The 25,181-nt window shown below is 62.8% G+C and carries 24 protein-coding genes and 1 pseudogene; 16 read left to right on the top strand and 9 right to left on the bottom strand.

The genetic code is table 11. The features are described 5' to 3' along the window. A partial coding sequence (locus tag PJK54_RS04065) for a DUF6236 family protein (protein ID WP_271302323.1) occupies positions 1 to 407 on the bottom strand: 407 nt, incomplete at its 3' end. 352 nt (positions 408 to 759) lie between these two features. On the opposite strand from PJK54_RS04065, the gene PJK54_RS04070 reads away from it, so the two are divergent. The 8 genes from PJK54_RS04070 to PJK54_RS04105 all read left to right on the top strand — a co-directional run bounded on the left by PJK54_RS04070 (position 760) and on the right by PJK54_RS04105 (position 9,840). Next, positions 760 to 2,292, top strand: coding sequence for a sigma-54 interaction domain-containing protein (locus PJK54_RS04070; RefSeq protein ID WP_271302324.1), 1,533 nt, complete (start codon positions 760 to 762; stop codon positions 2,290 to 2,292). 451 nt (positions 2,293 to 2,743) lie between these two features. Then, a complete protein-coding gene (locus PJK54_RS04075; RefSeq protein ID WP_271302325.1) occupies positions 2,744 to 3,880 on the top strand; it encodes a TRAP transporter substrate-binding protein in 1,137 nt (378 codons plus the stop codon). Continuing rightward, entirely contained in the window at positions 3,877 to 4,623 is a 747-nt protein-coding gene (locus PJK54_RS04080) for a TRAP transporter small permease subunit (RefSeq protein WP_077378593.1), read from the top strand. Before PJK54_RS04075 ends, PJK54_RS04080 begins: the two co-directional genes overlap by 4 nt. After that, positions 4,613 to 5,962: a TRAP transporter large permease gene (locus tag PJK54_RS04085; protein ID WP_077378596.1), complete on the top strand. Its 1,350-nt coding sequence runs from the start codon at positions 4,613 to 4,615 to the stop codon at positions 5,960 to 5,962. Before PJK54_RS04080 ends, PJK54_RS04085 begins: the two co-directional genes overlap by 11 nt. A 165-nt stretch (positions 5,963 to 6,127) precedes the next feature. Further along, positions 6,128 to 6,727, top strand: coding sequence for a hypothetical protein (locus PJK54_RS04090; RefSeq protein WP_077378599.1), 600 nt, complete (start codon positions 6,128 to 6,130; stop codon positions 6,725 to 6,727). Positions 6,728 to 7,015: 288 nt separating this feature from the next. Beyond that, positions 7,016 to 8,173, top strand: a complete 1,158-nt coding sequence (gene tmpA / locus PJK54_RS04095; protein WP_442870666.1) for a 2-trimethylaminoethylphosphonate dioxygenase — start codon at positions 7,016 to 7,018, stop codon at positions 8,171 to 8,173. Positions 8,174 to 8,193: 20 nt separating this feature from the next. Further along, positions 8,194 to 8,808 (top strand): HD domain-containing protein, encoded by a 615-nt coding sequence (locus PJK54_RS04100; RefSeq protein ID WP_271302433.1) that lies wholly within the window; start codon positions 8,194 to 8,196, stop codon positions 8,806 to 8,808. 51 nt (positions 8,809 to 8,859) lie between these two features. Beyond that, positions 8,860 to 9,840 carry an ABC transporter substrate-binding protein gene (locus PJK54_RS04105; protein WP_271302326.1) on the top strand — a complete coding sequence of 327 codons (981 nt, stop codon included), beginning with the start codon at positions 8,860 to 8,862 and terminating at the stop codon, positions 9,838 to 9,840. Positions 9,841 to 10,009: 169 nt separating this feature from the next. Here PJK54_RS04105 and PJK54_RS04110 read toward each other — a convergent pair whose 3' ends face one another. Further along, positions 10,010 to 10,201 (bottom strand): hypothetical protein, encoded by a 192-nt coding sequence (locus PJK54_RS04110; protein WP_176493724.1) that lies wholly within the window; start codon positions 10,199 to 10,201, stop codon positions 10,010 to 10,012. A gap of 40 nt (positions 10,202 to 10,241) precedes the next feature. Between PJK54_RS04110 and PJK54_RS04115 the strand changes: the two genes are divergently transcribed. The 4 genes from PJK54_RS04115 to PJK54_RS04130 all read left to right on the top strand — a co-directional run bounded on the left by PJK54_RS04115 (position 10,242) and on the right by PJK54_RS04130 (position 13,613). Beyond that, entirely contained in the window at positions 10,242 to 11,087 is an 846-nt protein-coding gene (locus PJK54_RS04115) for an amino acid ABC transporter ATP-binding protein (RefSeq protein ID WP_176493723.1), read from the top strand. An 83-nt stretch (positions 11,088 to 11,170) separates the two neighbouring features. Then, positions 11,171 to 12,046 carry a transporter substrate-binding domain-containing protein gene (locus PJK54_RS04120; RefSeq protein WP_240499620.1) on the top strand — a complete coding sequence of 292 codons (876 nt, stop codon included), beginning with the start codon at positions 11,171 to 11,173 and terminating at the stop codon, positions 12,044 to 12,046. A gap of 96 nt (positions 12,047 to 12,142) precedes the next feature. Beyond that, a complete protein-coding gene (locus PJK54_RS04125; RefSeq protein ID WP_084209450.1) occupies positions 12,143 to 12,862 on the top strand; it encodes an ABC transporter permease in 720 nt (239 codons plus the stop codon). A 1-nt stretch (position 12,863) separates the two neighbouring features. Next, positions 12,864 to 13,613 carry an ABC transporter permease gene (locus PJK54_RS04130; protein ID WP_084209449.1) on the top strand — a complete coding sequence of 250 codons (750 nt, stop codon included), beginning with the start codon at positions 12,864 to 12,866 and terminating at the stop codon, positions 13,611 to 13,613. A gap of 167 nt (positions 13,614 to 13,780) precedes the next feature. Here the strand turns inward: PJK54_RS04130 and PJK54_RS04135 are convergent, their stop codons facing one another. Together PJK54_RS04135 and PJK54_RS04140 are read right to left on the bottom strand one after the other, a co-directional pair. Further along, positions 13,781 to 14,707, bottom strand: a complete 927-nt coding sequence (locus PJK54_RS04135) for a carbon-nitrogen hydrolase family protein (RefSeq protein WP_084209448.1) — start codon at positions 14,705 to 14,707, stop codon at positions 13,781 to 13,783. A 42-nt stretch (positions 14,708 to 14,749) separates the two neighbouring features. Next, positions 14,750 to 16,270 (bottom strand): sodium:solute symporter family protein, encoded by a 1,521-nt coding sequence (locus PJK54_RS04140; protein ID WP_084209447.1) that lies wholly within the window; start codon positions 16,268 to 16,270, stop codon positions 14,750 to 14,752. Between the two features lie 413 nt (positions 16,271 to 16,683). On the opposite strand from PJK54_RS04140, the pseudogene PJK54_RS04145 reads away from it, so the two are divergent. Then, positions 16,684 to 16,905, top strand: a pseudogene (locus tag PJK54_RS04145) (helix-turn-helix domain-containing protein); the annotation flags it as partial. Positions 16,906 to 16,932: 27 nt separating this feature from the next. Beyond that, on the top strand, positions 16,933 to 17,634 hold the full coding sequence (locus PJK54_RS04150; protein ID WP_255304479.1) for a LysR family transcriptional regulator substrate-binding protein: 702 nt from the start codon (positions 16,933 to 16,935) through the stop codon (positions 17,632 to 17,634). A 42-nt stretch (positions 17,635 to 17,676) separates the two neighbouring features. On the opposite strand, the gene PJK54_RS04155 is transcribed toward PJK54_RS04150, so the two are convergent. After that, the gene (locus PJK54_RS04155) at positions 17,677 to 18,345 is read right to left on the bottom strand and encodes a TetR/AcrR family transcriptional regulator (RefSeq protein ID WP_141392733.1); all 669 of its coding nucleotides are present in this window, start codon (positions 18,343 to 18,345) and stop codon (positions 17,677 to 17,679) included. 233 nt (positions 18,346 to 18,578) lie between these two features. Here PJK54_RS04155 and PJK54_RS04160 point away from each other — a divergent pair, with 233 nt between their 5' ends. Beyond that, complete coding sequence (locus tag PJK54_RS04160) at positions 18,579 to 19,718, top strand: HlyD family secretion protein (RefSeq protein ID WP_271302327.1); 1,140 nt, start codon at positions 18,579 to 18,581, stop codon at positions 19,716 to 19,718. Positions 19,719 to 19,720: 2 nt separating this feature from the next. After that, positions 19,721 to 21,295 (top strand): DHA2 family efflux MFS transporter permease subunit, encoded by a 1,575-nt coding sequence (locus PJK54_RS04165; RefSeq protein WP_271302328.1) that lies wholly within the window; start codon positions 19,721 to 19,723, stop codon positions 21,293 to 21,295. 93 nt (positions 21,296 to 21,388) lie between these two features. Here PJK54_RS04165 and PJK54_RS04170 read toward each other — a convergent pair whose 3' ends face one another. The 4 genes from PJK54_RS04170 to PJK54_RS04185 form a co-directional block, all read right to left on the bottom strand. Then, positions 21,389 to 22,915 carry a 4Fe-4S binding protein gene (locus tag PJK54_RS04170; RefSeq protein WP_271302329.1) on the bottom strand — a complete coding sequence of 509 codons (1,527 nt, stop codon included), beginning with the start codon at positions 22,913 to 22,915 and terminating at the stop codon, positions 21,389 to 21,391. Between the two features lie 43 nt (positions 22,916 to 22,958). Next, a complete protein-coding gene (locus PJK54_RS04175; protein ID WP_077378619.1) occupies positions 22,959 to 23,819 on the bottom strand; it encodes an FTR1 family iron permease in 861 nt (286 codons plus the stop codon). Positions 23,820 to 23,942: 123 nt separating this feature from the next. Beyond that, positions 23,943 to 24,317 (bottom strand): cupredoxin domain-containing protein, encoded by a 375-nt coding sequence (locus PJK54_RS04180; RefSeq protein WP_077378622.1) that lies wholly within the window; start codon positions 24,315 to 24,317, stop codon positions 23,943 to 23,945. Positions 24,318 to 24,540: 223 nt separating this feature from the next. After that, complete coding sequence (locus tag PJK54_RS04185) at positions 24,541 to 25,101, bottom strand: iron transporter (RefSeq protein ID WP_077378625.1); 561 nt, start codon at positions 25,099 to 25,101, stop codon at positions 24,541 to 24,543. Between the last annotated feature and the right edge of the window lie 80 nt (positions 25,102 to 25,181).

Raw genomic sequence — 25,181 nt, forward strand, 5'->3', positions numbered from 1 at the left:
GCAGGTAGTAGGTTGACAAGTTCAAAGCGTAAAGAGTGCTTTTGCTCAACGTATTCATTCGGTATATTTAGATTATTTCCAATTTGATGGAGGACCCAGTCAATCGATTTTTCTTTTTCGATAAGTTCTTTTGCTACGACAGATTGAGCTTTTGCAAAAGAATGGCCTACTTCAGCTCCCATGAAAGAGCCTTGAAATGTAACTCGAGGTCTTTCAATGACACCGCTCTCAATTAATATTTTTTCGTCAGGCAGTCCAACGTAGATTAGATTATTTCCAGGTATGACAATTCTATCCCAATATAAGGCGTAATAACGAATTTCTTGCTCTGAAAGTCCGCGTTCCATTACAAATCCATTGCCTTGGACGTTGATTATCGCAGGTGCTGCAATTACTCCACGGCTCATATTGATCCCCTCGCGTAACTTTCCGATGATTGTTATCTGTTTTAACTATGTGGATGTAGCACAAATAGTAAGTTATGATTTCTAAATTTATTGATGTTTACGATAGTTTAGCTCGAGTGCAAGTCGTTTTCGCGATTATTTTTAGTAACTGGTTCAGTAAAGTGTCTAACGAGAACTCTACGACCACTGGCTACGTTGATCCTTGGCGCCACTAGGCCGATGCTGTGGGTGGTGTCCGGTTTTCCGGACGCTGGCCGCGGAATGGCGCGGCACACAACAATCAGATCCGGCGGGTGTGGTGGCAGCATGACGGCTACCCACGATGACCGGACACGCCAAGGGAGAGCCGATCATGGCTCAGCAGATGCCAGTGTCAGGCGCGGCGGGTGGAGCGAAGGCGGCTGCTCCGCTGCGCAACGATTCACCTGCCACCTCGATTCATGTCGAGCGGGCGCGTCGCGAGTTGCTGCGGGCCGCGATGGATGCGGTGGAGGAGTGGGTGGTGGTGGTGGATGCCCAGGGCGGTATCCAGTTTCTGAACGCCCCCTATGCCGAGTTTCTCGGCGTCGAGGCCAGCGAGGTGCTGGGGCGCGATGTCAGCGAGGTGATCGAGAACACCCGCATGCATGAGGTGCTGGAAAGCGGACGCGCGGAGCTGGCCCAGCTGCAGTTGATTCGTGGCCACCACATGATTGCCCACCGTTACCCCATCTTCCGCGATGGCGAGCTGATCGGCGCCATCGGCTCGGTGCTCTATCACGACACCTGGGAATGGCGGCAGGTGAATGCTCAGGTCCAGGCGCTGGAAGCGGAGGTGGACTACTACCGTCAGGCGCTGGAAACCCCCAACGGCGCCCGCTGGCAGTTGAGTGACATCATCGGGGATTCGCCCGCCATGCGGGAGCTGGCCAGCAAGGTACGCAAGATCGCCCCCGGTGGCGCCTCGGTATTGATCCGGGGCGAGTCCGGTACCGGCAAGGAGCTGTATGCCCATGCGCTGCATCGCAGCTCGGCGCGTGCCAAGGGGCCCTTCATCAAGCTCAACTGCGCGGCGATTCCCGAAGCGCTGCTGGAGGCGGAGCTGTTCGGCTATGAGGAAGGCGCGTTCACCGGCGCGAGACGAGGCGGCAAGCCCGGCAAGTTCCAGCTCGCGGATGGCGGCACGCTGTTTCTCGATGAGGTCGGCGACATGCCGCTGGCGATGCAGGCCAAGTTGCTGCGCGTGCTGCAGGACCGTGAAGTCGAGGCCGTCGGCGCGACACGGCTGGTCACCGTCGATGTACGAGTCATCGCCGCTACGCACCGCCCGCTGGAGGCGCTGGTCGAGAGCGGGGAATTCCGCGAAGACCTCTTCTATCGCATCAACGTGGTGCCACTGCAGGTGCCGCCGCTGCGCGAGCGCCGTGACGACCTGCCGACCCTGGCCACGCATCTGCTGTCACGTCTGGCGCGTCGCAGTGGCCGTCGTCCGCCGATGCTCTCCGAGGCCGCGTTGGAGCGCCTGTGTGCCCATCACTGGCCCGGCAACGTGCGCGAGCTGGAAAACGTCCTCGAAGCCGCCTTCTATCTAGGCGGTAGCCATATCCAACCAACCGATCTGCCGGATGCCATCGGTGCCCGGCATGGCGATGCGCGGCATGGCGATGCCCGCCGGACTGAATTATCCACACCCCCCTCGGATTCAGACGTGCTTGCTGCTTCCGACACGCCAGTGGCAACCGGCTCGCTGCGGGAGGCGATGGCGCAGACCGAGCGACGCCTGATTGAGGCCGCCCTGTCTGCCGCCAATGGCAATCGCACCCGCGCCGCCCGTCAGCTCGGCATCGCCAAGTCCTCGCTCTACGAGAAGCTCAACCGTCATGGCCTGTTGGCCGAAACGCCCTGATCGAGAGTGGTTTCACCTTCCCGCCACAGACGAGGGGTCAAAGCGTCCGGAAACTCGGTCAGTGACCGAAATTCCGGACGCTTTGCGTGTCACGCCACCCCACGCCGTGCCTACCCGCATGGGGTCTGCCTTCCACTATCGGCATATTCGACTGGAGTCGTAGACCGAATTCATGTCAGCGCGCGACCTTGGTCGCAGCCTTGGCGACCCGCGTGTCCGGCTTTCCGGACGCTGCCGAGCATGGATGGCGGCATCGAGGACATCGTGCGGCTACTCGTGCGTGATTGGCTCTCGTAGCTCTCTGAAATCATTGGAATTGTTGTGGCGTGGTCAGGCGCTTGCGTTGTCAATGGGTAAGTTGACGTAAGCGTCAGCTTATTGCGTGCCTTATCGCCAGAAAGCATCGAGCCGTACGACCAGCCAGTACAACAACAAATCAGGGAGCCGTGCCATGTTGCATCACGCCACGCCGCGTCACACGACGCCGACTCGTCGCCTGCGCCTCGGAGCCGCCATCGCGGCGGCCGTCGCCACCACCACCTTGATGGCCGCCGCACCTGCTCAGGCGGAAGGGCCGAAGCAGCTCGACGTCGCCAGTACCTTCTCGACCAAGAACTTCCTGGGCGCCGGGGCCGTGCGTCTGTCCGAGGAACTCAAGAGCGCCACCGGCGGTGAAGTCGGTCTGCGCGTGCACGAGCCGGGCGATCTGGTGCCGGCCTTCGAAGTCTTCAACTCCGTCTCTTCCGGCGCGATCCAGGCCGGTTGGGACTGGATGGGCTACTGGGCCGGCACGGTGCCGATCACCAACCTCTACGGGGCGCTGCCGTTCGGCCCGAGCCCGGAAGCCTTCATGTCATGGATGTGGGCCGGTGAGGGCACCGAGCTGATCCAGGCGGCCTATGACCCCTACGGCGTGAAGGTGCTGCCGTGCTTCATCTCCCCGCAGGAGACGGGCGGCTGGTACAACAAGGAAATCAACTCGCCGGATGACTTCAAGGGCCTGTCGATGCGCATCTCGGGCCTCGGCGCCAAGGTGCTCAACAAGCTGGGCGCCTCCACCCAGCTGGTACCGGGCAGCGAGATCTATCTTGCACTGGAGCGTGGCCGTGTCGATGCCACCGAGTTCTCGGTGCCGCAGGTCGATCAGGCGATGGGCTTCAATGAAGTCGCCAAGTACTACTACTTCCCGGGTTGGCACCAGAGCGCCAGCTGGTTCTCGCTGTTGATCAACCAGCAGGTGTGGGACAGCTACAGTGACCAGCGCAAGGCGCAGTTCCAGACCGCCTGCCGCGCGACCCTGCAATGGGCGATGGCCGAAGCGCCGCCGGCTCAGGTACGTGCGATCCATGAGCTCGAAGCCAAGGGTGTCGAGGTCAAGCGCTTCCCGGAACCGGTGATGACCGCGCTGCAGAAGGCATGGGGGGAAGTGCTTCAAGAAGAGAAGCAGACCAATCCTGACTTCGCCAAGGCCTACGATTCGCTGATGAAGCATGCCGCACTGATCGACGAATGGTACGAGCTGCAGGCCATGCCGCAGCCGATGGCCATGAAGCAGGCCGGTGACGCTGAGGAGGGTAGCGCCCAATGACCGACCCCCGCCTTGCGCCCTGGCGGGCACAGGGCGGGGCGGTGTGTGACGCCCTGGGCCGACCGCTGGTCGGCCTGGGGCTATGGGTGGGTCGCCTGACCAGCTGGTTGGGTCTGGCGATCATCCTGGCCGTGCTCACCACCGTCACGCTCAACGCCCTGGGCATCAATGAAATCGCCAACTGGGGGTCGCCTGACGTGCTGCTGTTCGGCACCGCGATCACCATCAATTCCGTCACCGAGCTTCAATGGCATCTGTTCGGCCTGCTGACGCTGTTCGGTGGCACCTATGCCTTGCACAGCGACACGCATGTGCGGGTCGATCTGTTCTACCAGCGCCTCTCGCCGCGTGGGCGAGCCGTGGTTGATATCCTCGGCCACCTCATCATGCTGATTCCCTTCTGCCTGCTGATCGCCTGGCTGTCCAAGCACTTCGTCACCATGTCCTACATGTCCGGCGAGAAGTCCAACTATGGCGGGCTGGTGGACCGGTATCTGATCAAGGCGATGCTGCCGACGGGGCTGGTGTTTCTCGCCCTCGGCGCACTTGGGCAGATCTTCGAGAATCTGGCCTGTCTGTTCGACCCGGCGCGCACTCCTGAGCGCCTGAAGGACCACGAGATTGCCAGTCTTGCCGGCCTTGCACCTCAGGCAGGCAAGACGCAGGACACCGCTGCACACGAGACGGCCGGCACGACGGCACCCAAGGATCAAGCAGACGGGAGCCATGACGATGCTCGCTGAATACGCCTTGCCCATCACCATGGTGGTGGCACTTCTGATCGGTATCTTCTCCGGCTACCCGGTAGCCTTCCTGCTCGGCGGGCTGGGTATCCTGTTCGCCTTCATCGGTGACATCCCGCTGCCGTTTCTCGGCACCGTCGGCTCGCGCATCTTCGGCGGGGTGATCGAGAACTGGCTGCTGATCGCGATTCCGCTGTTCGTGTTCATGGGGCTGATGCTGGAAAGCTCCGGGGTGGCGCGCAATCTGCTGATGACGTTGCAGCGCCTGTTCGGTCGCGTGCATGGCGGTCTGGCCGTCTCGGTGGCGCTATTGGGCGTGGTGATGGCGGCCAGTACCGGCATCATCGGTGCCTCGGTGGTCATGCTGGGGCTGCTGGCGCTGCCGGTGATGCTGGGGCAGGGCTACAAGGCCGAGATGGCCTGTGGCGTGATCGCGGCCTCCGGCACCCTGGGCATCCTGATTCCGCCCTCGATCATGCTGGTGCTGATGGGCTCCATCCTGCAGATCTCGGTGGGGGCGCTGTTCAAGGCGGCGCTGATTCCGGGGCTGATGCTCGGCGCGCTCTACGTGGCCTATCTGCTGATCACCGCCAAGCTGCGTCCGGACTGGGCACCGCTGCCGGACCAGTCGCTGCTCGGCACCGACAAGACACCGCTGCCGCTGGCGCTGCTGCGGGATCTGCTCGGCCCGATGGTGCTGATCGTCGCGGTGCTGGGCTCGATCATGACCGGTATCGCCACGCCTACCGAGGCTGCGGCCATCGGCGCAGGTGGCAGTCTGCTGCTGGCGCTGGTGATGGGCGGGCTGTCCTTCGACACCCTGCGCAACACGCTCCGCGATACCTCGCGGACCAGCGCGATGATCCTGTTCGTCGTCATCGGCGCGACCTGCTTCTCGGTGGTCTTCAAGCGCCTGGGCGGCGACTATCTGATCGAGGATGTCATCACCGGCACCGGCCTGGGTCCCTACGGCCTGCTGTTGCTGCTGATGGGACTGATCTTCGTGCTCGGCTTCTTCCTGGAGTGGATCGAGATCAGCTTCGTGGTGCTGCCGCTGGTGGCGCCGGTGGTCGAGGCGCTGGACTTCGGGCTCGGGCTTTCCGGCCAGGGGCTGCTGGTATGGTTCGCGATTCTGGTCGCCATCAATCTGCAGACGAGTTTCCTGACGCCCCCCTTCGGCTACGCATTGTTCTATCTCAAGGGCATCACCGCCGGGCAGGTCTCCATCGGCACCATCTATCGCTCGATTCTGCCCTTCGTCGGCCTGCAGCTGGCGGGGTTGATCCTGTGCATGCTGTTCCCCGCGCTGGTGCTGTGGTTGCCGGGGCTGATGCCCTGAGTGCGGGCAGGGGGCGGGCAGGGTGCGGGCAGAGTGCGGGCGTGACATCGGCGCCGTGCCACCGCCACGCCGGGGAAGGTAGTCAGCAGGGCGAGGGGCATCACAGGGAGGTGATGTGCCACAGATCAGCCGTGATCGGCAGAGCGATCCATCAGGGAGAACGAGATGCTGCCACGACGCAGGGTATTGATTGCGGGGCAGGGGGAATGGCTGGAAGCCATGGCGCGCACCTTCCTGGAAGATGGTGCCATCATCGCCCTGATGAGCACCGCGCAGACGGATCTCGAGCGCGTGCTGGACGCGCTGGGCGGCGAGCAGTCGGATCGCTTCGGTCAGGTGGTGGGCGAGGGCTGTTTCGAGGTGCTGGTGGCGCGTCTCGGCCGTCTCGACGTGCTGGTCTGCATGCCGCCGCAGGCCGTGGCCGGGCAGTCGCTGGAGGCGTGTCTGGTCGCGCAGGTCGCCGGGCCCGGCGCCTTGCTCAAGGCGGCCTGTGCACGCATGTTGCGCCACGGTGGACGCCTGCTGGCCGTCGCGCCGCCGCTGTCCTCGCCGCTGCCCTCGCAGGAGCATCACGGCACTGCCATGGCGCAGGCGGCGCTGGGTGAGTTGATCCAGCGCCTCGCGCTGCGTGCCCCCGACAGGGTGCGCGCCAATCTGCTGTGTCCCGAGGGCAGCCGACCGGACGCCGTGGCGGAGTGCGCGCGCTTCCTGGCCGGTGGTGCCGGTCGCGCGCTCAACGGTCAGGTCCTGCACCTGACCGACTGATGTCGAATGGGGGCTCCCGGCCCTCGTTCTCTTGTCGTACCCCCGGCGCACGATAGCTGCCGGGCCTGCCTGCCATTCCTTCCCAAGCCTTGCCGATTCGTTTCCGCGGATGCGCCGCGTCCGCTGGTCCGACATATGGCCAATTTCATCAAATCTATGTCCAATTTCCTCAAACCACTTCGACGGTAGGGGCTTAAGGTAGAAGAGATTCCAGTCGGACCCGCCCCCGAGAGCAGGCACCTGCCAGGGAAAACAAGCGTGCCGCTCCCCAGCCGTGGAGAACATCGAGTGCCCAGCGCCCCCCTTTCCGTCTGCCTGACAGACTCCGGACGACAACTGCAGCTGAGCCACCCCGAGGGTGATCTGACCCTCGAGGCCCTCTGGCTGCGCGAGCGGAGTCCTGATGAAGCGACTCTCGATTCCCTGACCGGTCAGCGCCTGATCGAGGCGGCGGATCTGCCGCTGGATCTGCGCCTGAGCGAGGCGCAGCTCGACGGCGATACGCTGTCGCTGGCCTTCAGCGACGGCCACGCGGTGAGTGTCTCGTCGTCGGCTCTGCTAGCGGAGTGTCGCGCGCCACAGGCCTACCAGGGCATGACGTTCTGGAAGGGGGGTCTCGCCCAGCTGCCCGAGGCTGACTTCGCGGCAGCACTGGACGATGACGCGGCCTTGCTGGACATGCTCGAGCAGTTGCAGCGCTTCGGCTTCGTGCGGGTCAGTGGCGTGCCGGATCACGAAGATGGCATGCAGAGTCTGATCCATCGCATCGGCCCGCTGCGACGCACCAACTGGGGCGGCATCGCCGACGTGAAATCCGTCGCCAACGCCTACGACCTCACCATGACCCAGCGCGGGCTGGAGCCGCATACCGATAACCCCTATCGCGATCCGATTCCCGGCTATATCTGGCTGCACTGCCTGCGCAATGCCGCCCAGGGGGGTGACAGTACGCTGGTGGACGGGTTCAGCGCGGCGGAGCATCTGCGTCGTGAAGACCCCGAGGCCTTTGCCTGCTTAACCGAGGTCAGCCCCGGATTCCGCTATCACGATGCCACCACGCGGCTGGAGAGCGAAGGCCCGTTGATCGAGCTGGACAGTCGGGGGCAGGTGGCCCGTGTGCGCTTCTCCAATCGTACCGAGCGGGTGCCGGCGTTGCCGAGCGCGACCCTGCGCCGTTACTACGCGGCCCGTCAGGCGTTCTACCGCCTGATTGCCGGTGACGACTTCACGCTGCACCTCAAGCTGGCGCCGGGCCAGATGCTGATCATGGACAACTACCGGCTGTTCCATGGCCGCAGTGCCTTCCAGCTGGAAGGCGGCATCCGCCATATGCGTCAGGGCTATGTGGATCGCGACTCCACGGCCAGCCGCCGCCTGCTGCTGGCCGACCAGCTTGCCGATCAGCTCAGCGGTCAGCCGGACAACCGGGAGGAGGCCACCGCATGAGCCAGCAAGATACCGTCCCGATGACCCAGGCGCGCTTTCGCAGCTTCGCGGAAAGCACGCATGCCGAATGGGCGCTGATCGATGCGCACTTCCGGGAGTATCAGTCCGATGCCTGTCGGCGCGTGATCGCCCACCTGGGCTGCCTCCAGGGAGATCACCATGGCTATCCGGTGGATCGCTACGAGCACTGCCTGCAGACGGCGACCCGCGCCTTGCGTGCCGGCGCCGATGAGGAGATGGTGGTCTGCGCGCTGTTGCACGACATCGGCGATGATCTCGCACCGGCCAATCATGCCGAGATCGCCGCGGGTATCCTCGAACCGTTCATCGATCCGCTCAATGTCTGGATGATTCGCCATCACGAGCTGTTCCAGGGCTATCACTACCGGGAATTCTTCGGCCAGGACCGCCATGCACGTGATGCCTACGCCCACCACCCTGCCTATGAGCGCACCGTGCGCTTCTGTGACGAGTGGGACCAGACCAGCTTCGACCCCGAATACGACACCCTGCCGCTTGCGCATTTCCTCCCGATGCTTGCGCGCGTGATGGGGCGTGAGCCCTTTGGCGGCCTGCCGAAACTGGTGGCAGCGCCATCGGCTGCAGTCGCGCAAGGCATGCAAGACCCCGCTTGACACTCCCTATAACAAGGCCCGGCGCGACCGGTGCTGACAAGGAACGACAAGATGAAGCGACCCCTGACCTGCCTGACCTCTTCCCCGTTGCGCGGCACCCGCCGCGGACTTCTCACGCTCGGTGCACTGCTGCTCAGTACGGCGCCGCTGGCGGCTTCTGCCCAGGACACGGACGACGCCTTGACGCTCATCGTGCCGCCCTGGCCCGGTGTCAGCGTCAAGAGCGAGATCGTCGCCCAGATTCTCGCCCCGATGGGCTATGACGTGGAGCGGCAGGAAGTCAGCTCCACCGTCGGTTACAACACCCTGACCACCGGCGACAGCGATGCCTTCCTTGCCGGCTGGCTGCCGGCCCAGAAGGACAGCTACGACGCGGCCATGGCGGCCGGCGCGATCACGGATCTCGGCAACAACGTCACCGGTGCCCGGATGGGCTTCGCGGTGCCGGGCTATGTCTATGACGAGGGTATCCACAGCGCGGCGGATCTGGCCGCCCACGCCGATGAATTCGATGAGACCATCTACTCCATCGAAAGCGGCTCCACCATCAGCGACATGCTCAACGGCGCCATCGACGACGATGTCTATGGGCTGGGTGACTGGGATGCGATGGAATCCTCGACACCGGGGATGCTCAGTGAAGTGCGCGCCGCCGAGCGCGAGCAACGCTGGATCGCCTTCTACGGCTGGACGCCGCACTGGATGGTGCCGGAATTCGACACCCATATCCTGGAAGACCCGGAATCGGTCTTCGGCCCTGACAACGGCGCCAGTGACGTCAAGACCGTCGTGCGGACCGCCTACGCCGAGGCCAATCCCAACCTGACGCGCTTTCTCGATCAGCTGGTCTTCAGCTCCGATGAGCAGAGCGCCTTCATCCTCGACTACAGCCTGAACGAGCGTGACCTCGATGAGGTGGCGCACGACTGGCTCGTCGCCCACCCGGAGCGTCTGGCGGAGTTTCTTGCCGGCGTGACGACCCGCGATGGCGAAGATGCCGTCGCTGCCGTGAACGCCAGCCTGCAAGACTGACGTAGCCTCCCTACCGCGATGACGGCATGGGGCGAGAGCTGACAGATTCCTGCCCCGTGTGGCATTGCTGCGTCGCCTCAAGGCTTGCATTTCGTGCTGATAGTGCCTGCCGCACCCGTCCGTGGTGTGGGGAGTCGTTATGTGGAACGCCTATTGCTATACAACTGTATCAATTGTTGTTCGCGCTACCGCTGATGTCGCGACGGGTCGCGGCAGATCGCGGCAGGGCAAGCACCATCTGGCCATCGGTCGCTTCGGTCAGGCAGTCGCGCAGCGCATCAAAGTAGTGCGTCATGCCGATCCCCGCTGCACGGTGCCCCATCCCAAGCCAGCCACAGCCACCCACTTGTGAGTCGCTCATGACTATCTCGCCCTCGAACGTATCTCCCATGACCCGCTCGATGAAAGCAGACAGCAACGGCATCTCTCAGCCTCAGGAAGTCTGCCTTGAAGGCAGGGCAGGGCCCTCGCGATCCTCATCGAATCGGGTCATCGTCGAAGCCAGCAACATCGTCAAGCACTACGGTGATCTGGCAGTGCTGCATGACGTGTCATTGCGCGTGACGGAAGGCAGTGTCACCACCATCATCGGCGCCAGTGGCTCCGGCAAGAGTACCTTGCTGCGCTGCATGAATCTGTTGGAACGCCCCAACAGGGGGGAGCTGTCGATCGCCGATGAGCATCTACGTTTCGATCGCGACAGCCGTGGTGGCCTCATCGGGCTGGATCGTCGTCAGATCCAGCGCCTGCGCTCCAAGGTCACCATGGTCTTCCAGCAGTTCAATCTGTGGCCGCACCTGACCGTGCTCGGCAACGTCACCGAAGCGCCGATGCGCGTGAAAGGCAAGTCTCGGCGTGAGGCGACTCGCATCGCGGAACATTACCTGGAGCGGGTCGGCATGCTGGAGCGCGCCGACAGCTATCCGGCGTTTCTCTCCGGGGGGCAGCAGCAGCGAGTCGCGATCGCGCGTGCGCTGGCAATGGAACCGCGTGTCTTGCTCTTTGATGAGCCGACATCCGCTCTGGACCCGGAGCGGGTCAGTGAAGTGCTCAGTGTCATCCGCAGTCTCGCCGATGAAGGACGCACCATGCTGATGGTGACCCACGAAATGGCCTTCGCCAGAGAAGTGTCCGACCAGATCGTTTTCCTCGATGAAGGCCGAGTCGGGGTGGCAGGCAGTCCGGCGGAGGTCTTCGAGCAGACCCGCCATGAACGCTGCCGACGCTTCATCGCACCGGCAGCTTGAGGAGGCCTCCACTGAATTGCCCCGGCATGGACTTCCCCACCATGCCGCTGATGGAACCACAACAATTGCCAGGAGATGGCCTGATGATCTTGATGAACGATGCTGGATTCGCTGCCAAGATACCTTCACTGACCGCGCGTGGAACGCGTTCTGCCTCGACTTCCACATCTGCGCTGCGCAAGCTGGCCGGTGCACTGATGATGGGGGGACTGGCACTGGGTGGCCTGACGCTTGGCGCCGCCCAGGTGCACGCCGCCGACACTCTCAAGGTCGGGATCTCCGCCGAACCTTACCCGCCCTTTACCTATACCTCCGCCAGCGGCGAGTGGACCGGCTTCGAGGTCGAGCTGGCCAACGCGATCTGTGACGCCATGCAACGTGAGTGCGAGATTACCCCCACAGGCTGGAGCGGCATCATTCCTTCGCTGAAGGCCGGGCGTATCGACATGATCATGAATTCGATGACCATCACCAATGCTCGCGAGAAGGTTATCGACTTCAGCATTCCCTATTACCATTCATCGGGTGCCTATGTGGCCGCCAGCGACCTGGATATCGATATTCCAGAAGGCCTGGATGGCATGGTTCTCGGTGCCCAGGCGGCGACCACCCACGCCAACTTCGCGCGCCGGGCATTGAGGGACAGCGGTGTCCAGGTGCGCCTCTATGACCAGCAGGAGCAGGCCAACAGTGACCTGTTTTCCGGTCGGGTGGATGTGATTCTGGCAGACGAGATCGCCATGAATGCGCTGATCAAGCGCGAGGAGGCACACGGCTTCGAGATCAAGGCGACCACGCCGCAGCACCCGGCCTATGGCGAGGGGGTCGGCATCGGGATTCGCAAGGAAGAGGGGGCGCTGAAGGCGGCGATCGATGATGCCATCCAGAAGGTCTACGCGGACGGTACCTGCACGGCGCTGTCGAACAAGTACTTCGATACCGACGTCTGCCTGGGCTGATCACGAGCGTGCTGGCCCGATGGCTGGTGTCGTCTGGCCAGCACGCTTCCCGTAGTGCCTTCCTCCTATTCACCTGATACGACAAGGCTTCTGATCATGTCCCAGTTTGCCCAAGAAGGGCTTGCCGATTGGGCCGGCCCTATCCTGTCCGGTGCCGTCACCACCTTGCAGATCGCCTTTGCTGCCTATGCCATCGGGTTGCTGCTGGGGTTGGTCGGCGCAGCGGCAAGACTCAGCCCATGGGCGGTGCTGCGGGCGCTTGCCACCAGCTACTCGACCGCCGTTCGCGCGGTGCCGGAACTGCTGCTGATCATCCTGCTGTATTACGGTGGCTCCCAGGCACTCACTGCGCTCATGAACGCGCTGGGTGTCGCGGGCCAGATCGAGATCAGTGGCTTCGTCACTGCCGTCGGCGTGCTGGCCTTCGTCCAGGGGGCCTACATGACCGAGGTCTTCCGGGGCGCCATTCTGGCCATTCCCAAGGGCCAGCTCGAGGCCGCCGATGCCTATGGCTTTTCTCCGCTGGCACGGTTTCGCCATATCACGCTGCCCGGCATGCTGCCCAATGCACTGCCCGGCATGTCAAACCTGTGGCTGATTCTGATCAAGGACACGGCGTTGATCAGTGTCATTGGCTTCAGTGAGCTGTTCTTCACCGTGCAACAGGCGGCGGCCAGCACGCGCGACTACTTCCTGTTCTACAGCGTGGCAGGACTTCTGTATCTGCTGATGACGCTGACCTCGAGCCTCGCGTTCGGCCGGCTGGAGCGCTACGTGCGCCGTGGCGAGCCCGTCATTTCTGCCCAGGAGGCGTGATATGGACTTCAGCTGGTTGTCGGACCCCTACTATCAGGAATCATTGTGGCGGGGGTTGTTCAATACCCTGTTGTTGCTGGTGGTGTCGGCCGTGCTGGGTTTCACGCTGGCGGTCGGCATGGCATTGGCGCGCATCAAGGGCCCCAGGCCCCTCGCTTGGCTAGCCAATGGCGTGACCATCGTGATGCGAGGCACGCCCCTGCTGGTGCAGTTGTTCTTCTTCTATTACGGCATCGGTCGGCTGCTGGAAGGCATCCCCGGCATTCGCGAGAGCCTGTTCTGGGGCGTTCTGCGTGACCCGTTCTTCTACGCCACCCTGACCTTCACCCTCTCGGTGGGCGCCTATACCGGCGAAGTCCTGCGCGGTGCGCTGCTCAGCGTGCCACCGGGTGAGCGGGAAGCGGGGCGTGCCTTCGGCATGAGGCCCTTCCAGGTCTTCACTCGCCTGTGGTTGCCGCGTGCCATCCAGCTATGCCTGCCGACCCTGACCGGCGAGATGATCCTGCTGCTCAAGTCGGTGCCGCTGGTCTCGACGATCGCGATGATGGACCTGCTGCAGGTCGCCAACATCATTCGTGACGAGAACTTCCTCACCTACGAGCCGCTGCTGTTCATCGGTGCCATCTACCTCGTGCTGACCATCGTGCTGACCCTGTGTCTGCGTCAGGTGGAACTCAACTTCCCCGGTGTGCGCGCCCAGGCACGCAATGGCGGGTGGTTATCACGACTGCGTCCGGCAGGTTCCGTGTAATGATGTGAGACATCGCGTATTACCTGACAGGCTGCCCTGACACTCCACACCAACGACAACAGCCCCACCCTCGAGTGTCGAGAGTGGGGCTGTTGTCATTGGTGCGTCAGTCGACTGTCACCGTTCACGACAGCGCTCAGGCGTCAGGCATCAGGCATCAGACAAGCTCAGTAATAGACGGCCTTCTTTTCTTCACGATCCACCATCACGGACAGCACATCGGGGCGGGCGTAATGCCCCACCGGATCGAAATCCAGCTTGCTGCGGATCAACGTATCGCGCGCAAGTGTGGCATGCAGGATGGTACGCTCATTGAAGACAGGGCCTGCGATGATCTCGCCGAGTGGTCCGAGAATCACGCTGCCGCCGCGCATCAGGACATGTTCCGGCGAGTCACCGAGTACGCAGTTGTAGTCATCTCCGAAGTCGCCACGTGTCAGGTACTGGCAGGCACTCAGGACATAGCAGCGGCCTTCCAGCGCGATGTGCTGCATGGAAGACAGCCAGGTATCGCGGTCATCAGCCGTCGGTGCGCAGTAGATCTCCACTCCCTGCCCATACATCGTCTGGCGCAGTGCCGGCATGTAATTTTCCCAGCAGATCACCGCGCCGACCTTGGCCAGTGAGCTATCCACGGCATCCAATGTCGAGCCGTCTCCGAAGCCCCAGATGAGACGCTCCGAGCCCGTGGGCATGAGCTTGCGACGCTTGCCGACAATTCCTGCCTGCGGATCGATGAACACCACGCTGCAATACAGGGTCGAGCCATCGCGTTCGATGATGCCCATGACGATGAAGACGCCATGTTCGCGGGCTGATTCTTCAATGCTGCGCAGTTCCGGTCCGTCGATTTCCACGGCGCCTTCAAAATAGCGTCGAAAGTCTTCACGTCCTTCCGGGAGCCGCGTGCCTACCGGGGCGCCGAATGTCAGCCCCTTGGGATAGGTACCCAGAAACGCCTCTGGAAATACCACCAGCTCGGCCTCTCCCTGCGCAGCTTCCTCTATGAGACGGCATGCCTTGAGGGCTGTCTTCTCGGCATCGAATGGCACGCTGCTGTCCTGGATCACTGCAACTTTTACGTTGTCTTGCATGAGAGTCACCTATGAATTGGAGATAAAGGACGCCATGAGAATTCAGCGCGAAGGTTGAGTGCTTGAGGGAACAGGCGTGTCGCAGTTGTCGCGCATGTATTCATCGAACATGTCATGGAATTCATGCTGTGATCGTTCACAGACCGGAGCTGACAGACGACTGACGACCATCATCACGACAAGGTTGACGATGAAGCCTGAGATACTGGGGCCGATGACGATATCCAGTTGCAAGATGGCCAGGATCGCCATCACCGCAGTCCCCGAGAGCAGCCCTGCAAAGGCACCGGCTTCCGTGATTCGACGGAAATGCAGCATGCCGAGTGCGGAAGGCACCAGTTGCAGACCGAGACCGAAGCCGAGCGAAGCGATGGGCACCAGATAGCCTGCACCACTGGGCAACATGGCCAGCAGGAAGACTAGTACGGTCAATGACGCCACGACTACACGCGTGATGAGCGTGATGCGCTGACTGCTCAGCGGCTCCTTGGTGAAGCTGTTGACGATGTCTTCCGCCACGATACTGGCCGATGACAGTAGCTGGCTGTTGATGGTCGAGATGGCGGCGGCCAGGATGCCGGCAACCACGAAGGCGCCCAGCAGTGGCAGATGCTCGTTGAAGATCAAGGGAAGAATGGTGTCGCTGCTGCTGGCATCGAGGCCCGGAGCCACTCCGGGGATCACGGCCGCCAGACCCACGAGCAGCGGAATGATCGCCATCATCCAGGAATTCCAGAACGGGGTGGCCATGGCGACCTTGCCGAGTACCTCTGCGGAGGAGGCGGAATAGAACTTCTGCCACATGTGCGGCAATACCCAGGCACCGAAGCCAAGTCCCAGCCAGAGTTCCAACATTTTCAATGGCTTGCCGGAATTGACCAGCAGCTCTGGTTGAATTTCGGCCACGGCTGCGAACATCTGACTGCCGCCGGCAAGATTCATCACATAGATGGCAGTGAAGATGAGAATCGAGGCAAAGAAGATACCCATGAAGGAGTCCGTCCAGGCGGTGCCCTTGAAGCCGGCCCACAGCACGATCACACCGACCATGATGGATGTGACGGTCACACCGACAACATAGGGAATGGCTCCCCCTGACAGGGCATCCAGTGCCTTGGCACCTCCGATGACCTGGATCAGCATGACAGGCACCAGAGCCGTGATGCCGGTGACGGCCACGGCGATCTTCAGGCGCTTGCTGCGGTAGTAACGCTCGACCATCTGTCCGGGAGTGATGAAGCCGAAGCGCTTGCCAGCCAGCCAGATGCGGGTGCCGAACATCCAGATGAAGATACCGTGGAAGATGGTCCAGACGGCAAAGCCGACGAACCAGATGCCTTCGCGATAGTAGGAACCGAAGGCCCCGAGCAATGTCCAGGTGGAGAAATAGGTTGCGCCCATGGAGAGCACCAGCACCAGAGTGCCCATGCCTCTCCCGCCGATGACGAAATCCTCGGAAGTCGTGGATTGCGTATTGTTGGCACTGCGTTTGGCGAATAGCGAAATCAGGATGAAGACACTGATGAAGGCGACAAGTACAGCAATCGTGACGGTGTTATTCATGTGAATGCTCCTCCACGATGGGCCTTGCTTTCAGTGCATTCATCAAGGGCTTGAAATACAGGGGATATAGCGAAATGACGCAGAGTGTGAGCACCGCATTGCATACCAGCGTCAGTGCCAGCGGCTGGGGAATTCCCCAAATCAATTTCGAGGAGTTGAATATTCCAATATAAGGAAGCCATGTCAGTAATAGACAGAGAGCGACCACCCACCATACGAACTTTCTTATATTTCTTATGCTCATCATGTTTCCTTGCATATGACATGCAGGTCAGGATCGTTATTTATCGTGATGAAATCTTCCGGGAGATGTCCTGTTCAGAGTAAACGCGACTCCCTGTATGGGAAATTAGAATCTTGAGCACGCCGCGTTGACGTAAAGTACACACCTGACAACGTTCTGAACGTCAGAAGTGCGCTTAAATGGTGCTGACCAACCGCCCCTCGATCAGGAGGCTCCCATTCAGATACTCACTTATCGTTATTTCCTGGCTGTCGCGGAAACCGGGTCAGTTCGTCAGGCGGCGCATGAGCTGCATGTCAGTCCGTCGGCCATCAGTCGCCAGATACAGAACCTGGAACATAGCTTTCAGACGGCTCTCTTCGATCGTCGTTCTTCGGGCATGTTCCTGACGGAAGAGGGGCGCATCCTGGAAGCTCACATGCGCAATACCCTGAGAGAGATGGACCTTGCGAAGTCGAAGATTCAGGAAATCCATGGTCTGATGGCGGGGACCGTGCGCTTCGCCACCATAGAGGGGGTGATGAGAACCTGGCTGTCGCCGGCCATCGCCCGTTTCCAGCGACAGCATGAACAGGTCACCTTCTCCGGTACCGTCACGGGAAGTCCGGCGGTCTATGACCAGCTGAGTTCGGACGCGGTGGATATCGGAGTTGCCATGGAAGTGGATCTGCCTGCCGATATTGAGGTCATCGAGCGTTACCCGACGCATTTCATTGCTGTCGCGCGGCCCGACCATCCACTGGCCGGGTGCGATTCGATCACCCTGGAAGCGCTGGTGGGGTGCTCGCTTGCGATGCTGAACGGGAGTTTTCTTACGCGACAACTGGTCAATGCAGCCTCCGTCAGGATCGGCAAGACGTTCAGAGTCATCTTTGAAATGGACAATATCGAGATGCTGAAGCTGCATGTCCTGGCCAATGGAGGCATGACGATATTGCCAAGTTACGCGATCAGTCAGGTGGAGCTGAGTCGCGGCGACCTGGTCGCCATTCCGATGCAGGGTACCGCCTGCCTGGCGTGTTCCACGGTATTGTGCAAACGCCGTGATCGGCGGATGACCCATGCAGCCAGGGCCTTTGTCGAGACGCTTTGTACTGTTCCCATGACGACGCATCCATAACCTCATCGGCGGGGCTGGGTCATCACGTCAGGGGCCCAGTGTTCAGGCCCCGAAACCCGCGATGAAGACGCGCACGCAGCGCCTGACGTGTGGTCGCAGGCTTTCCGGGTCGGCCGGTTCGGGGAAGCTGCCCAGCAGGGCATCGACATGCAGCGGGTTGAGCAGCATGCCGGTCAGCAGGTTGGCGGCGGCCAGCGGTTCCTGCCCGAGGCCGGAGCCTGGCAAGTGGCCCTCCGCCACCTGTCGTGACAGGTAGCCTGCCAGCCGCTGGCGCGTCAGCTTGGGGCCATTGTCGAGGAAGAGCTTGCCGAGCTGCGGGTTGCGGCCGCTCTCGAAGGCGAGGCCACGAAACAGCCGGATCAGCTGTGGTTCGAGGGCCAGTGTCAGCATCGCCATCCCGAAGTGTTCCAGGGCCTCGTCGACGCGACGTGCCTCATTGACCTCGTGATCCATCACCGACCATACCGACTGTGCTTCCTGCTGCATCACGGCGAGGAACAGCCCCTCCTTGTTGCCGAAATTCCGATAAAGCGTCGTCAGTGATCCGCCGGCCTCCCGTGCGATCTCGTTGATGCTGGTCGCGGCGTAGCCATTTTGCAGGAAGTGTTCTCTGGCGACTTCCCGCTGGCGTCTGCGGCGGGCTTCCCCGCGCGGGGAAGTGCGGGATGTGGAGGTGTCCGGAGCACTCTGCGAGGAAGGGGAGTCCGTCATGTCTGTGTCCTCTGGTGAAAGGGGCCGACTGACGCCGTCAGGGTTGCGATATTGCGAACGAGGCACGCTGTCGGTTGACGCTGTCGGGGGTGGCTCAATGAAGTGTAGTATTCATTACACTTAGTGGCGGTGCAAGATGGCAGTCCCGAGCGCAGGCGTTGCGTCATCGAGGCCGGCCACCGTCAGACGGTTTCCCTGCCTGGCACTGACAGGCAGCAACAGAGAGTCGCCGTATGAACAAGGCAGGCAAGGGCGCAGTGGCGCTCCTCGTGGTGGCGGGCGTGATCGCGGGTGGCGTGATGGGAGTCGAGTGGTGGCAGGTCGGGCGCTTCATGCAGGAGACCGACAATGCCTATGTGCGGACCGACAGCGTGCCGGTACGTTCCGAGATCACCGCGCGTGTGACGCGCATGCTGGTGCATGACAACCAGCCGGTGAAGAAAGGGCAGTTGCTGGTTCAGCTGGACGACGGGGATGCCAGGGCCAACCTGGATCAGGCGAGCGCCGCACTCGACAAGGCGCGCACCGGGGAAGTCCAGGCCGAGCGTCAGCTGGATCTGCAGAGCGCGAAGATCGATGTGGCCAAGGCGGCCCTGGCCTCGGCCAAGGCCGAGCGCGATCAGGCCGCGCTGCATCTCAAGCGCTCAAGGAGTCTTGAGAGCCGCAGCTACGCCTCGCGGCAGTCCCTTGAAGATGACCAGGTGACCCTGCGCACCGCCGAGGCCAGCGTGGCGCAGCAGCAGGCGTCGCTGGTCTCCGCGCGTCAGCAACTCGAGGTCTACAAGGCACAGCTGGACTCGGCCCGCGCCGAAGTGGTGTCAGCGGCGGCGGATCTCGCCTACGCGCGCCACCAGCTGGAGAAGACCTCGATTCGTGCGCCCCAGAACGGCGTGGTCGGCAATCGCAGTGTCGAGGTCGGCACCATGGCCAGCGCCTCGCTGACCCTGATGCAGCTGGTGCCGGTGGAAAGCGCCTACGTGGTGGCCAACTACAAGGAAACCCAGACCGAGCGCATGCGTGTCGGGCAGCCGGTCCACCTTGAGGTGGATGCCTATCCGGACATCGAGTTCGAGGGGGTGGTGGACAGCCTCGCGCCGGCGACCGGCACCGAGTTCAGCCTGCTGCCGACGGACAATGCCACCGGCAACTTCAACAAGATCGTCCAGCGCGTGCCGGTGCGTATCCGTCTGACGGGCCCGGAAGCGGCATTGCCACGCCTGCGGGCGGGGCTGTCGGTCGTGCCGTCCATCGACACCCGCGAGCTGCCGGAGACCGGCACCTATGCGGCCAGTGTCACCGCGCCAGTCATGGCACCTGATAGCGTGCAGGCCGCCTCCGATGTCGCGGCCACCGCCGAACACGGAGCGCAGTGAGCATGGCCGAGGCAACCGCAGCCCCGGCAGGGGCTGCCAGTGACATGCCGTCGCGCCGTCAGCAGATCGGCTTCATCGCGGCGGTGTTCGGCATGTTCATGGCGATCCTGGATATCCAGATCGTCGCCAGCTCGCTCAATGAGATCCAGGCGGGCCTGGCGGCCAGTCCCGAGCAGGTCTCCTGGATCCAGACCAGCTATCTGATCGCCGAGATCGTGATGATTCCGCTCTCGGGCATGCTGGCGCGCATCTTCTCGACCCGCGTGGTACTGACCGTCTCGGCGCTGGGGTTCACGCTGGCGAGTCTGGGCTGTGCATTGTCCACCTCGCTTGAGGCGCTGATCGTGCTGCGTGCGGTCCAGGGCTTCATGGGCGGGGCGATGATTCCGCTGACCCAGGCCGTGAGCTTCTCGATCTTCCCGCGGCGCAAGATGGGCACCATTCAGGCGGTGATCGGCCTGGTGGCGACCATGGCGCCGTCCATCGGTCCCACCGTCGGTGGCTATCTGACCGAGTATTTCAGCTGGCACTGGCTGTTTCTGGCCAATCTGCTGCCGGGCATCCTCGTGGCCAGTCTGGTGTGGCGCAATCTGGAGATCGACAGCGGTGATCGCGGACTGCTCAAGCGTCTGGACACGCTGGGACTGTCGTTGATGGCGGTGTTTCTCGGCAGCCTCGAATACGTGCTGGAGGAGGGGCCGGGAGATGACTGGTTCGCCAGCACCCCCATTCTGCTGTGGGCCATCGTCTGCGCGCTGAGCTGCGTGGGCTTCTTCTGGCGCGTGCTGAGTGCTGACAACCCCATCGTGGATCTGCGCGTGTTCAAGAATCGCAACTTCGCGCTCGGCGCGCTGGTCGGCTTCTGGCTGGGCGTGGTGCTCTACGGGCTGGTCTATCTGGTGCCGCTGTTCCTCGGCAGCGTGCGTGGCTTCTCGAGCCTGCAGATCGGCGAGGTGATGTTCGTGGCGGGCGTGGCGATGTTCCTGATGGCACCGCTGTCGGGCAAGCTCTCCGATCTCATCGATCTGCGCCTGATGATGTTCATCGGTCTGGTGCTGACCGGTGTCGGCACCGGCATGAATGCTCATCTGACGTCGGGCTCGGGCTACAACGAGTTCTTCTGGCCGCAGGTCATCCGTGGCGTGGGCCAGATTCTGGTGCTGCTGTCGGTGTCACGCCTGGCGATGGGACGACTGGCGCCCCACGAACTGGGCAACGGCAGTGGCCTGTTCAACGTGATGCGCAACCTGGGCGGCGCGGTGGGGCTGGCGCTGATCGATACCGTGCGCGACTGGCGGGAGGACTACCACTGGAACCAGCTGATCGGCTCCATTGACCAGAGCCGTCAGGTGGTGATCGACCAGCTGGCCAGCTATCAGGTGACCTTCTCGGGCCTGACCGACCCCTGGCAGGCGGGCGTCGCGATGATCGCGCAGCGCATCAGTCTTCAGGCCGAGGTGCTGGCCTTCGACAATATCTTCCTGTGGCTGGGTGCGGTCTATGTGGTGGGCAGTGTCGTGGTGATCGCCTTCCGTCGCCCGGAGAACGAGGGCAGTGACGAAGGCGGCGCTCACTAGCGTGGCGTCCCGTGGCGTCACCGCCGCCCCGGCCAACAAAAAGACCCGCCTTGATGGCGGGTCTTGTCGTTTCAGCCTTCGGGTGACAGCGTCTCACCAGCCCCAGAACATCAGGTACCAGACCCCCAGCGCGGGCAGGCAGGCCAGTGCGACGCTTGTCGTGCCGACCAGTCGTGCGGCGTTGCCGGCGAGCCGTCCACCGTTGCGCTGCTCGCCGTTGCGCTGCTCGCCGTTGCGCTGCTCGCCATTGTACTGCTCGCCAGTGATGCGCCAGGCCAGTCGCAGGCCCCACAGGCAGGCCAGTGCCAGCAGCACGGCACGAAGATCATTGGCCCAGGTGAGGTTGATGCCGTCACCGCGCAGCAGCGTCATGGTGGTGGCGGAGAGGCCGAGGAACACGCCGAGCCCGCCCAGCGGAATCAGGCTCAGCGAGAGATGCCACAGGCGTGACAGCGTCGCCTTGCCCCCCATCAGCCAGTTGCCAAGCAAGAGCGGCAGGCTGGTGAGTGCGCCCAGCAGACCGCCGCCCACCACGATCCACAGCGTGATCAGACTGCCATCGAGCAGATTGAAGACATCGTTGTGCTCGGGGTAGTTGGTCAGGATCCAGGTGGGCAGGGTGGTGGTCAGCGGCCACATCAGGTCATGCTCGATCAGCCAGACGGCCAGCTGCTGCTTGAGCGCGACGAACCACGGGCTGGCGCTCCAGCTGAAGGCGCCGATGGCGATGCCGAGCAGGCCGAACACCAGCACCGAGTAGTGGGTGAAACGCACCGGCTGCGGCGGTTCGACCAGCTCCACGCCCGGCGACCGCCATTCCAGCTGCATCGCGTCCTTGTAGCCACTGCAGCGCCCGCAGACATGGCAGTCGCCGGCACTGTCGAGCTGCTTGAGCGGAATCAATGGCGCGCAGTCAGGCGCATGCGTACGCACGGCATTGCCCTGGCGCACGGCGCGGTTGTGGGCGTTCCAGCGCGCCTGGTCGGTACGGAAGTGGGTCGGCGAAAGGCGCGCCAGCAGATTGAAGACGCCATTCACCGGGCATAGCTGACGGCACCAGACACGTGTGCCCTTGCCGTAGATCAGCCCGACCACGATCGCCGCCACCGTCGAGCCGCCCAGTACCACCAGCGCGCCCAGCGGGTACTGATAGACGCTGGCCAGCTGACCGTAGAGCGTGGTGCCCAGGAAGGCCACGAAGGGCCAGCCTCCCCAGCGCATCCAGCCCGGAATCGGCCGGCCGAGCCCGATGCGGCTGGCGGCCTCCGTCAGGGTACCCTCGGGGCAGAAGACCCCGCACCACACCCGGCCCATCAGCACCATGCTGATCAGCACGAAGGGCCACCACAGCCCCCAGAACACGAATTCGGCGAACACCGTCAGATTGGTGAGGATGTGCGCCTGATAGTCGGGCAGCGGCAGCAATGCCGGCACCACCAGCAGGAAGGCGTAGATGCCCACCACCAGCCACTGGATCAGCTGGATCAGGCCGCGCCGCTGTTGCATCGCCTGGCCGAAACGCGCGATACGCGTGGCTCGGGAGGCGCCGGCTCCGGCGTCACTGGCGATGATGTCCGCCCGTGCGTCGGGGCGTGCGGAGTGTGTACTGCAATGGGCCATGAACGCTTCCTCTTCTCTCACTGGGCAGTGCGCGGGACGGGCATCAGCTGCGCGCGCGGGCGGTGAGCTGCTTGCGCTGATCCTTGCGCTCCACCTTGCGCTGGCGCTTCATCAGAGTGATGACGATGACCCAGTAGAGGGCATAGCCCAGCACCATGGTGGTGGCGGGCCAGGCGCGATAGCCGGCGAAGGTCGCCAGCAGGCCACCGAGACCGCTGCCATCATCGAGCAGCCAGCTGGAATCCCACAGCGGGTCGAGACCGGCCGGCAGATAGCCCAGGCCGATGAGCTGCTCAAGCCCTGACATCAACAATGACGCGGCCAGCAGCAGCAGCAGGACTTCCGTGACGCGGAAGAACAGCTTCCAGGAGAACAGGCGCGAACCCAGCTGCAGGGCCATGAAGGTCGCCACTGCCAGCGCGAAACCGATGAAGGCCGCGAGAGAGAAGCTGCCGATGCCACCGGACTGCAGGCTGGCGGCGCCCATGCCGTAGAGGAAGACGACGGTTTCCGCACCTTCACGTGCCACGGCGATGGCGACCAGTACCGCGACCCCCCAGTAGCTGCCGGAGGAGACGGCCTCGGCCAGGCCGCTCTCGAGTTCTGCCTTGAGAGTCCGGCCCTTGGTCCGCATCCAGAGCACCATCTGGGTGATCAGCAGGCAGGCGATCAGTACCAGCGCCGCCTGGAAGACTTCCTGGGCGGTGCCGGTCAGCCAGGTGTTGGCGCCCATCAGGGCCGCGCCCATCAGCCCGGCCAGCACCAGACCGGCAACGACCCCACCCCACAGGTAGCGCAGCCCGGCGCGCGTGCCCGACTGCACCAGCCAGGCATGCATGATGCCGATGACGAGAATGGCTTCGACGCTTTCGCGCCAGACGATAAACAGAACCTGATCAAACATGGCGGGACTCTCGGGGACAGCGGGCAGGGTGAGGAATCGGCAATGCCGTTCGTGCCCTGACAGGGAAGAGGTGGCAGGCGCGGCAGGGGACGAGACGAGTGACGGCGGACATGTGCCTGTGCCTCAGTCTTCTGCGACGACCTTGCCGCGGGCATCCGGCAGGTGGAAGTCATCGAAGTAGTCGTAGCTGCCGGCACGCAAGGGGTGGATCACCACGAAGGATTTCACGCCCGGGGCCAGCACCTTCTCCTTGCGCAGCGAATTGCTCTCGAATTCGGCGGGCGTGTTGCCCGCGTTGTGCAGCTGGATGACGAATTTCTCGCCGGCCTTGACCTTGAGCACCTCGGGACTGAGCTTGCCGTTGGTGAGCGTCAGGTCATAGGACGGCATGTCGCTGGCCAGCGTCACGCGCGGCAGCAGTACCGCCAGCAGCAGAGCGAGGGTCGGCAGCAGCGCAGCGACGGACTGCCGGGCAGAGCGACGACGAGGAAGGCGCATGATGGGCTCCGGGATAGTGGGGTAGGCACTCGGCAGAGGCACGAGGGAGAGTCATTCGGACGTGGCACTCGCGGGCGCCAGGTGCCAGGGATGGAGGGTTGCCGGCAGAGCGACCAATGGCCGCGAGCGCTTTTCAGCACAGGCGGCCATTGGAGACAGCGGGCGGACATGCCGGCGGATACGAGATGGCGCCGTCATGTCCGCCACGTGCAGAGGCTGGTGCTCAGTAGCCGCCTTTCTTGCCGACACCGGCATACACGAAGTCGTAATCGGTGGTGATGGTGTCCGGCCACTCGGCGACACCGGTTTCCTTGTCGATGTGACGCGGCATGTCCGGGTGCTGGATGTCGAAGGTCAGGTGGTACTTGCCCGGGCCATCCAGCTTGACGTTCTTGCCATAGTGGGTGCCGTCGTTGGCGATCATCGGTACCAGATCGCCTTCGATCGGGGTATCACTGCCCTGCTTGGTCAGGGTGTAGTGAATGCCCAGATAGGGAATCCAGTCGCCCGGCGCGAAGCCGTTGTCGTTTTCCATCAGTGCGTGGATATCGGCTTCCAGATGGATGTCGGCCTGATTGGCCGGCAGCTTGCCTGCCGGGGCCATCACCACTGGCTGCAGATAGACGGCCGCGATTTCCATGCCGCCTTCCTTGACCGGAGTGCCGATCGGGTATTCCAGTGCCGAGGCCTGGCCCGCCACGAACGGTGCCGCCAGGCTCAGGGCGAGCAGGGCAGGCTTGAGCGCGCGGGGCAGAGTAGTGGTGACGAAATGACGCTGTGGCATCGGGGATGGCTCGCAATAATGGGAAGTGGAGCTTCATTATCCTGATAGGCATAAATATAACCATTCTCATTCTTGCGCCG

The sequence above is a fragment of the Cobetia sp. MMG027 genome (assembly GCF_027947415.1).
Taxonomy (GTDB): domain Bacteria; phylum Pseudomonadota; class Gammaproteobacteria; order Pseudomonadales; family Halomonadaceae; genus Cobetia; species Cobetia marina.

Excerpts from the sequence above, each read along its gene's own strand:
- PJK54_RS04140 (WP_084209447.1), bottom strand. The coding sequence starts at position 16,270 with ATGAATAACACCGTCACGATTGCTGTACTTGTCGCCTTCATCAGTGTC.
- PJK54_RS04120 (WP_240499620.1), top strand. The coding sequence starts at position 11,171 with ATGATCTTGATGAACGATGCTGGATTCGCTGCCAAGATACCTTCACTG.
- PJK54_RS04070 (WP_271302324.1), top strand. The coding sequence starts at position 760 with ATGGCTCAGCAGATGCCAGTGTCAGGCGCGGCGGGTGGAGCGAAGGCG.
- PJK54_RS04125 (WP_084209450.1), top strand. The coding sequence starts at position 12,143 with ATGTCCCAGTTTGCCCAAGAAGGGCTTGCCGATTGGGCCGGCCCTATC.
- PJK54_RS04105 (WP_271302326.1), top strand. The coding sequence starts at position 8,860 with ATGAAGCGACCCCTGACCTGCCTGACCTCTTCCCCGTTGCGCGGCACC.
- PJK54_RS04085 (WP_077378596.1), top strand. The coding sequence starts at position 4,613 with ATGCTCGCTGAATACGCCTTGCCCATCACCATGGTGGTGGCACTTCTG.
- PJK54_RS04170 (WP_271302329.1), bottom strand. The coding sequence starts at position 22,915 with ATGGCCCATTGCAGTACACACTCCGCACGCCCCGACGCACGGGCGGAC.
- PJK54_RS04185 (WP_077378625.1), bottom strand. The coding sequence starts at position 25,101 with ATGCCACAGCGTCATTTCGTCACCACTACTCTGCCCCGCGCGCTCAAG.
- PJK54_RS04110 (WP_176493724.1), bottom strand. The coding sequence starts at position 10,201 with ATGAGCGACTCACAAGTGGGTGGCTGTGGCTGGCTTGGGATGGGGCAC.
- PJK54_RS04165 (WP_271302328.1), top strand. The coding sequence starts at position 19,721 with ATGGCCGAGGCAACCGCAGCCCCGGCAGGGGCTGCCAGTGACATGCCG.
- PJK54_RS04160 (WP_271302327.1), top strand. The coding sequence starts at position 18,579 with ATGAACAAGGCAGGCAAGGGCGCAGTGGCGCTCCTCGTGGTGGCGGGC.
- PJK54_RS04150 (WP_255304479.1), top strand. The coding sequence starts at position 16,933 with ATGCGCAATACCCTGAGAGAGATGGACCTTGCGAAGTCGAAGATTCAG.
- PJK54_RS04075 (WP_271302325.1), top strand. The coding sequence starts at position 2,744 with ATGTTGCATCACGCCACGCCGCGTCACACGACGCCGACTCGTCGCCTG.
- PJK54_RS04180 (WP_077378622.1), bottom strand. The coding sequence starts at position 24,317 with ATGCGCCTTCCTCGTCGTCGCTCTGCCCGGCAGTCCGTCGCTGCGCTG.
- PJK54_RS04115 (WP_176493723.1), top strand. The coding sequence starts at position 10,242 with ATGAAAGCAGACAGCAACGGCATCTCTCAGCCTCAGGAAGTCTGCCTT.
- PJK54_RS04155 (WP_141392733.1), bottom strand. The coding sequence starts at position 18,345 with ATGACGGACTCCCCTTCCTCGCAGAGTGCTCCGGACACCTCCACATCC.
- PJK54_RS04175 (WP_077378619.1), bottom strand. The coding sequence starts at position 23,819 with ATGTTTGATCAGGTTCTGTTTATCGTCTGGCGCGAAAGCGTCGAAGCC.
- PJK54_RS04080 (WP_077378593.1), top strand. The coding sequence starts at position 3,877 with ATGACCGACCCCCGCCTTGCGCCCTGGCGGGCACAGGGCGGGGCGGTG.
- PJK54_RS04135 (WP_084209448.1), bottom strand. The coding sequence starts at position 14,707 with ATGCAAGACAACGTAAAAGTTGCAGTGATCCAGGACAGCAGCGTGCCA.
- PJK54_RS04090 (WP_077378599.1), top strand. The coding sequence starts at position 6,128 with ATGCTGCCACGACGCAGGGTATTGATTGCGGGGCAGGGGGAATGGCTG.
- PJK54_RS04100 (WP_271302433.1), top strand. The coding sequence starts at position 8,194 with ATGACCCAGGCGCGCTTTCGCAGCTTCGCGGAAAGCACGCATGCCGAA.
- PJK54_RS04130 (WP_084209449.1), top strand. The coding sequence starts at position 12,864 with ATGGACTTCAGCTGGTTGTCGGACCCCTACTATCAGGAATCATTGTGG.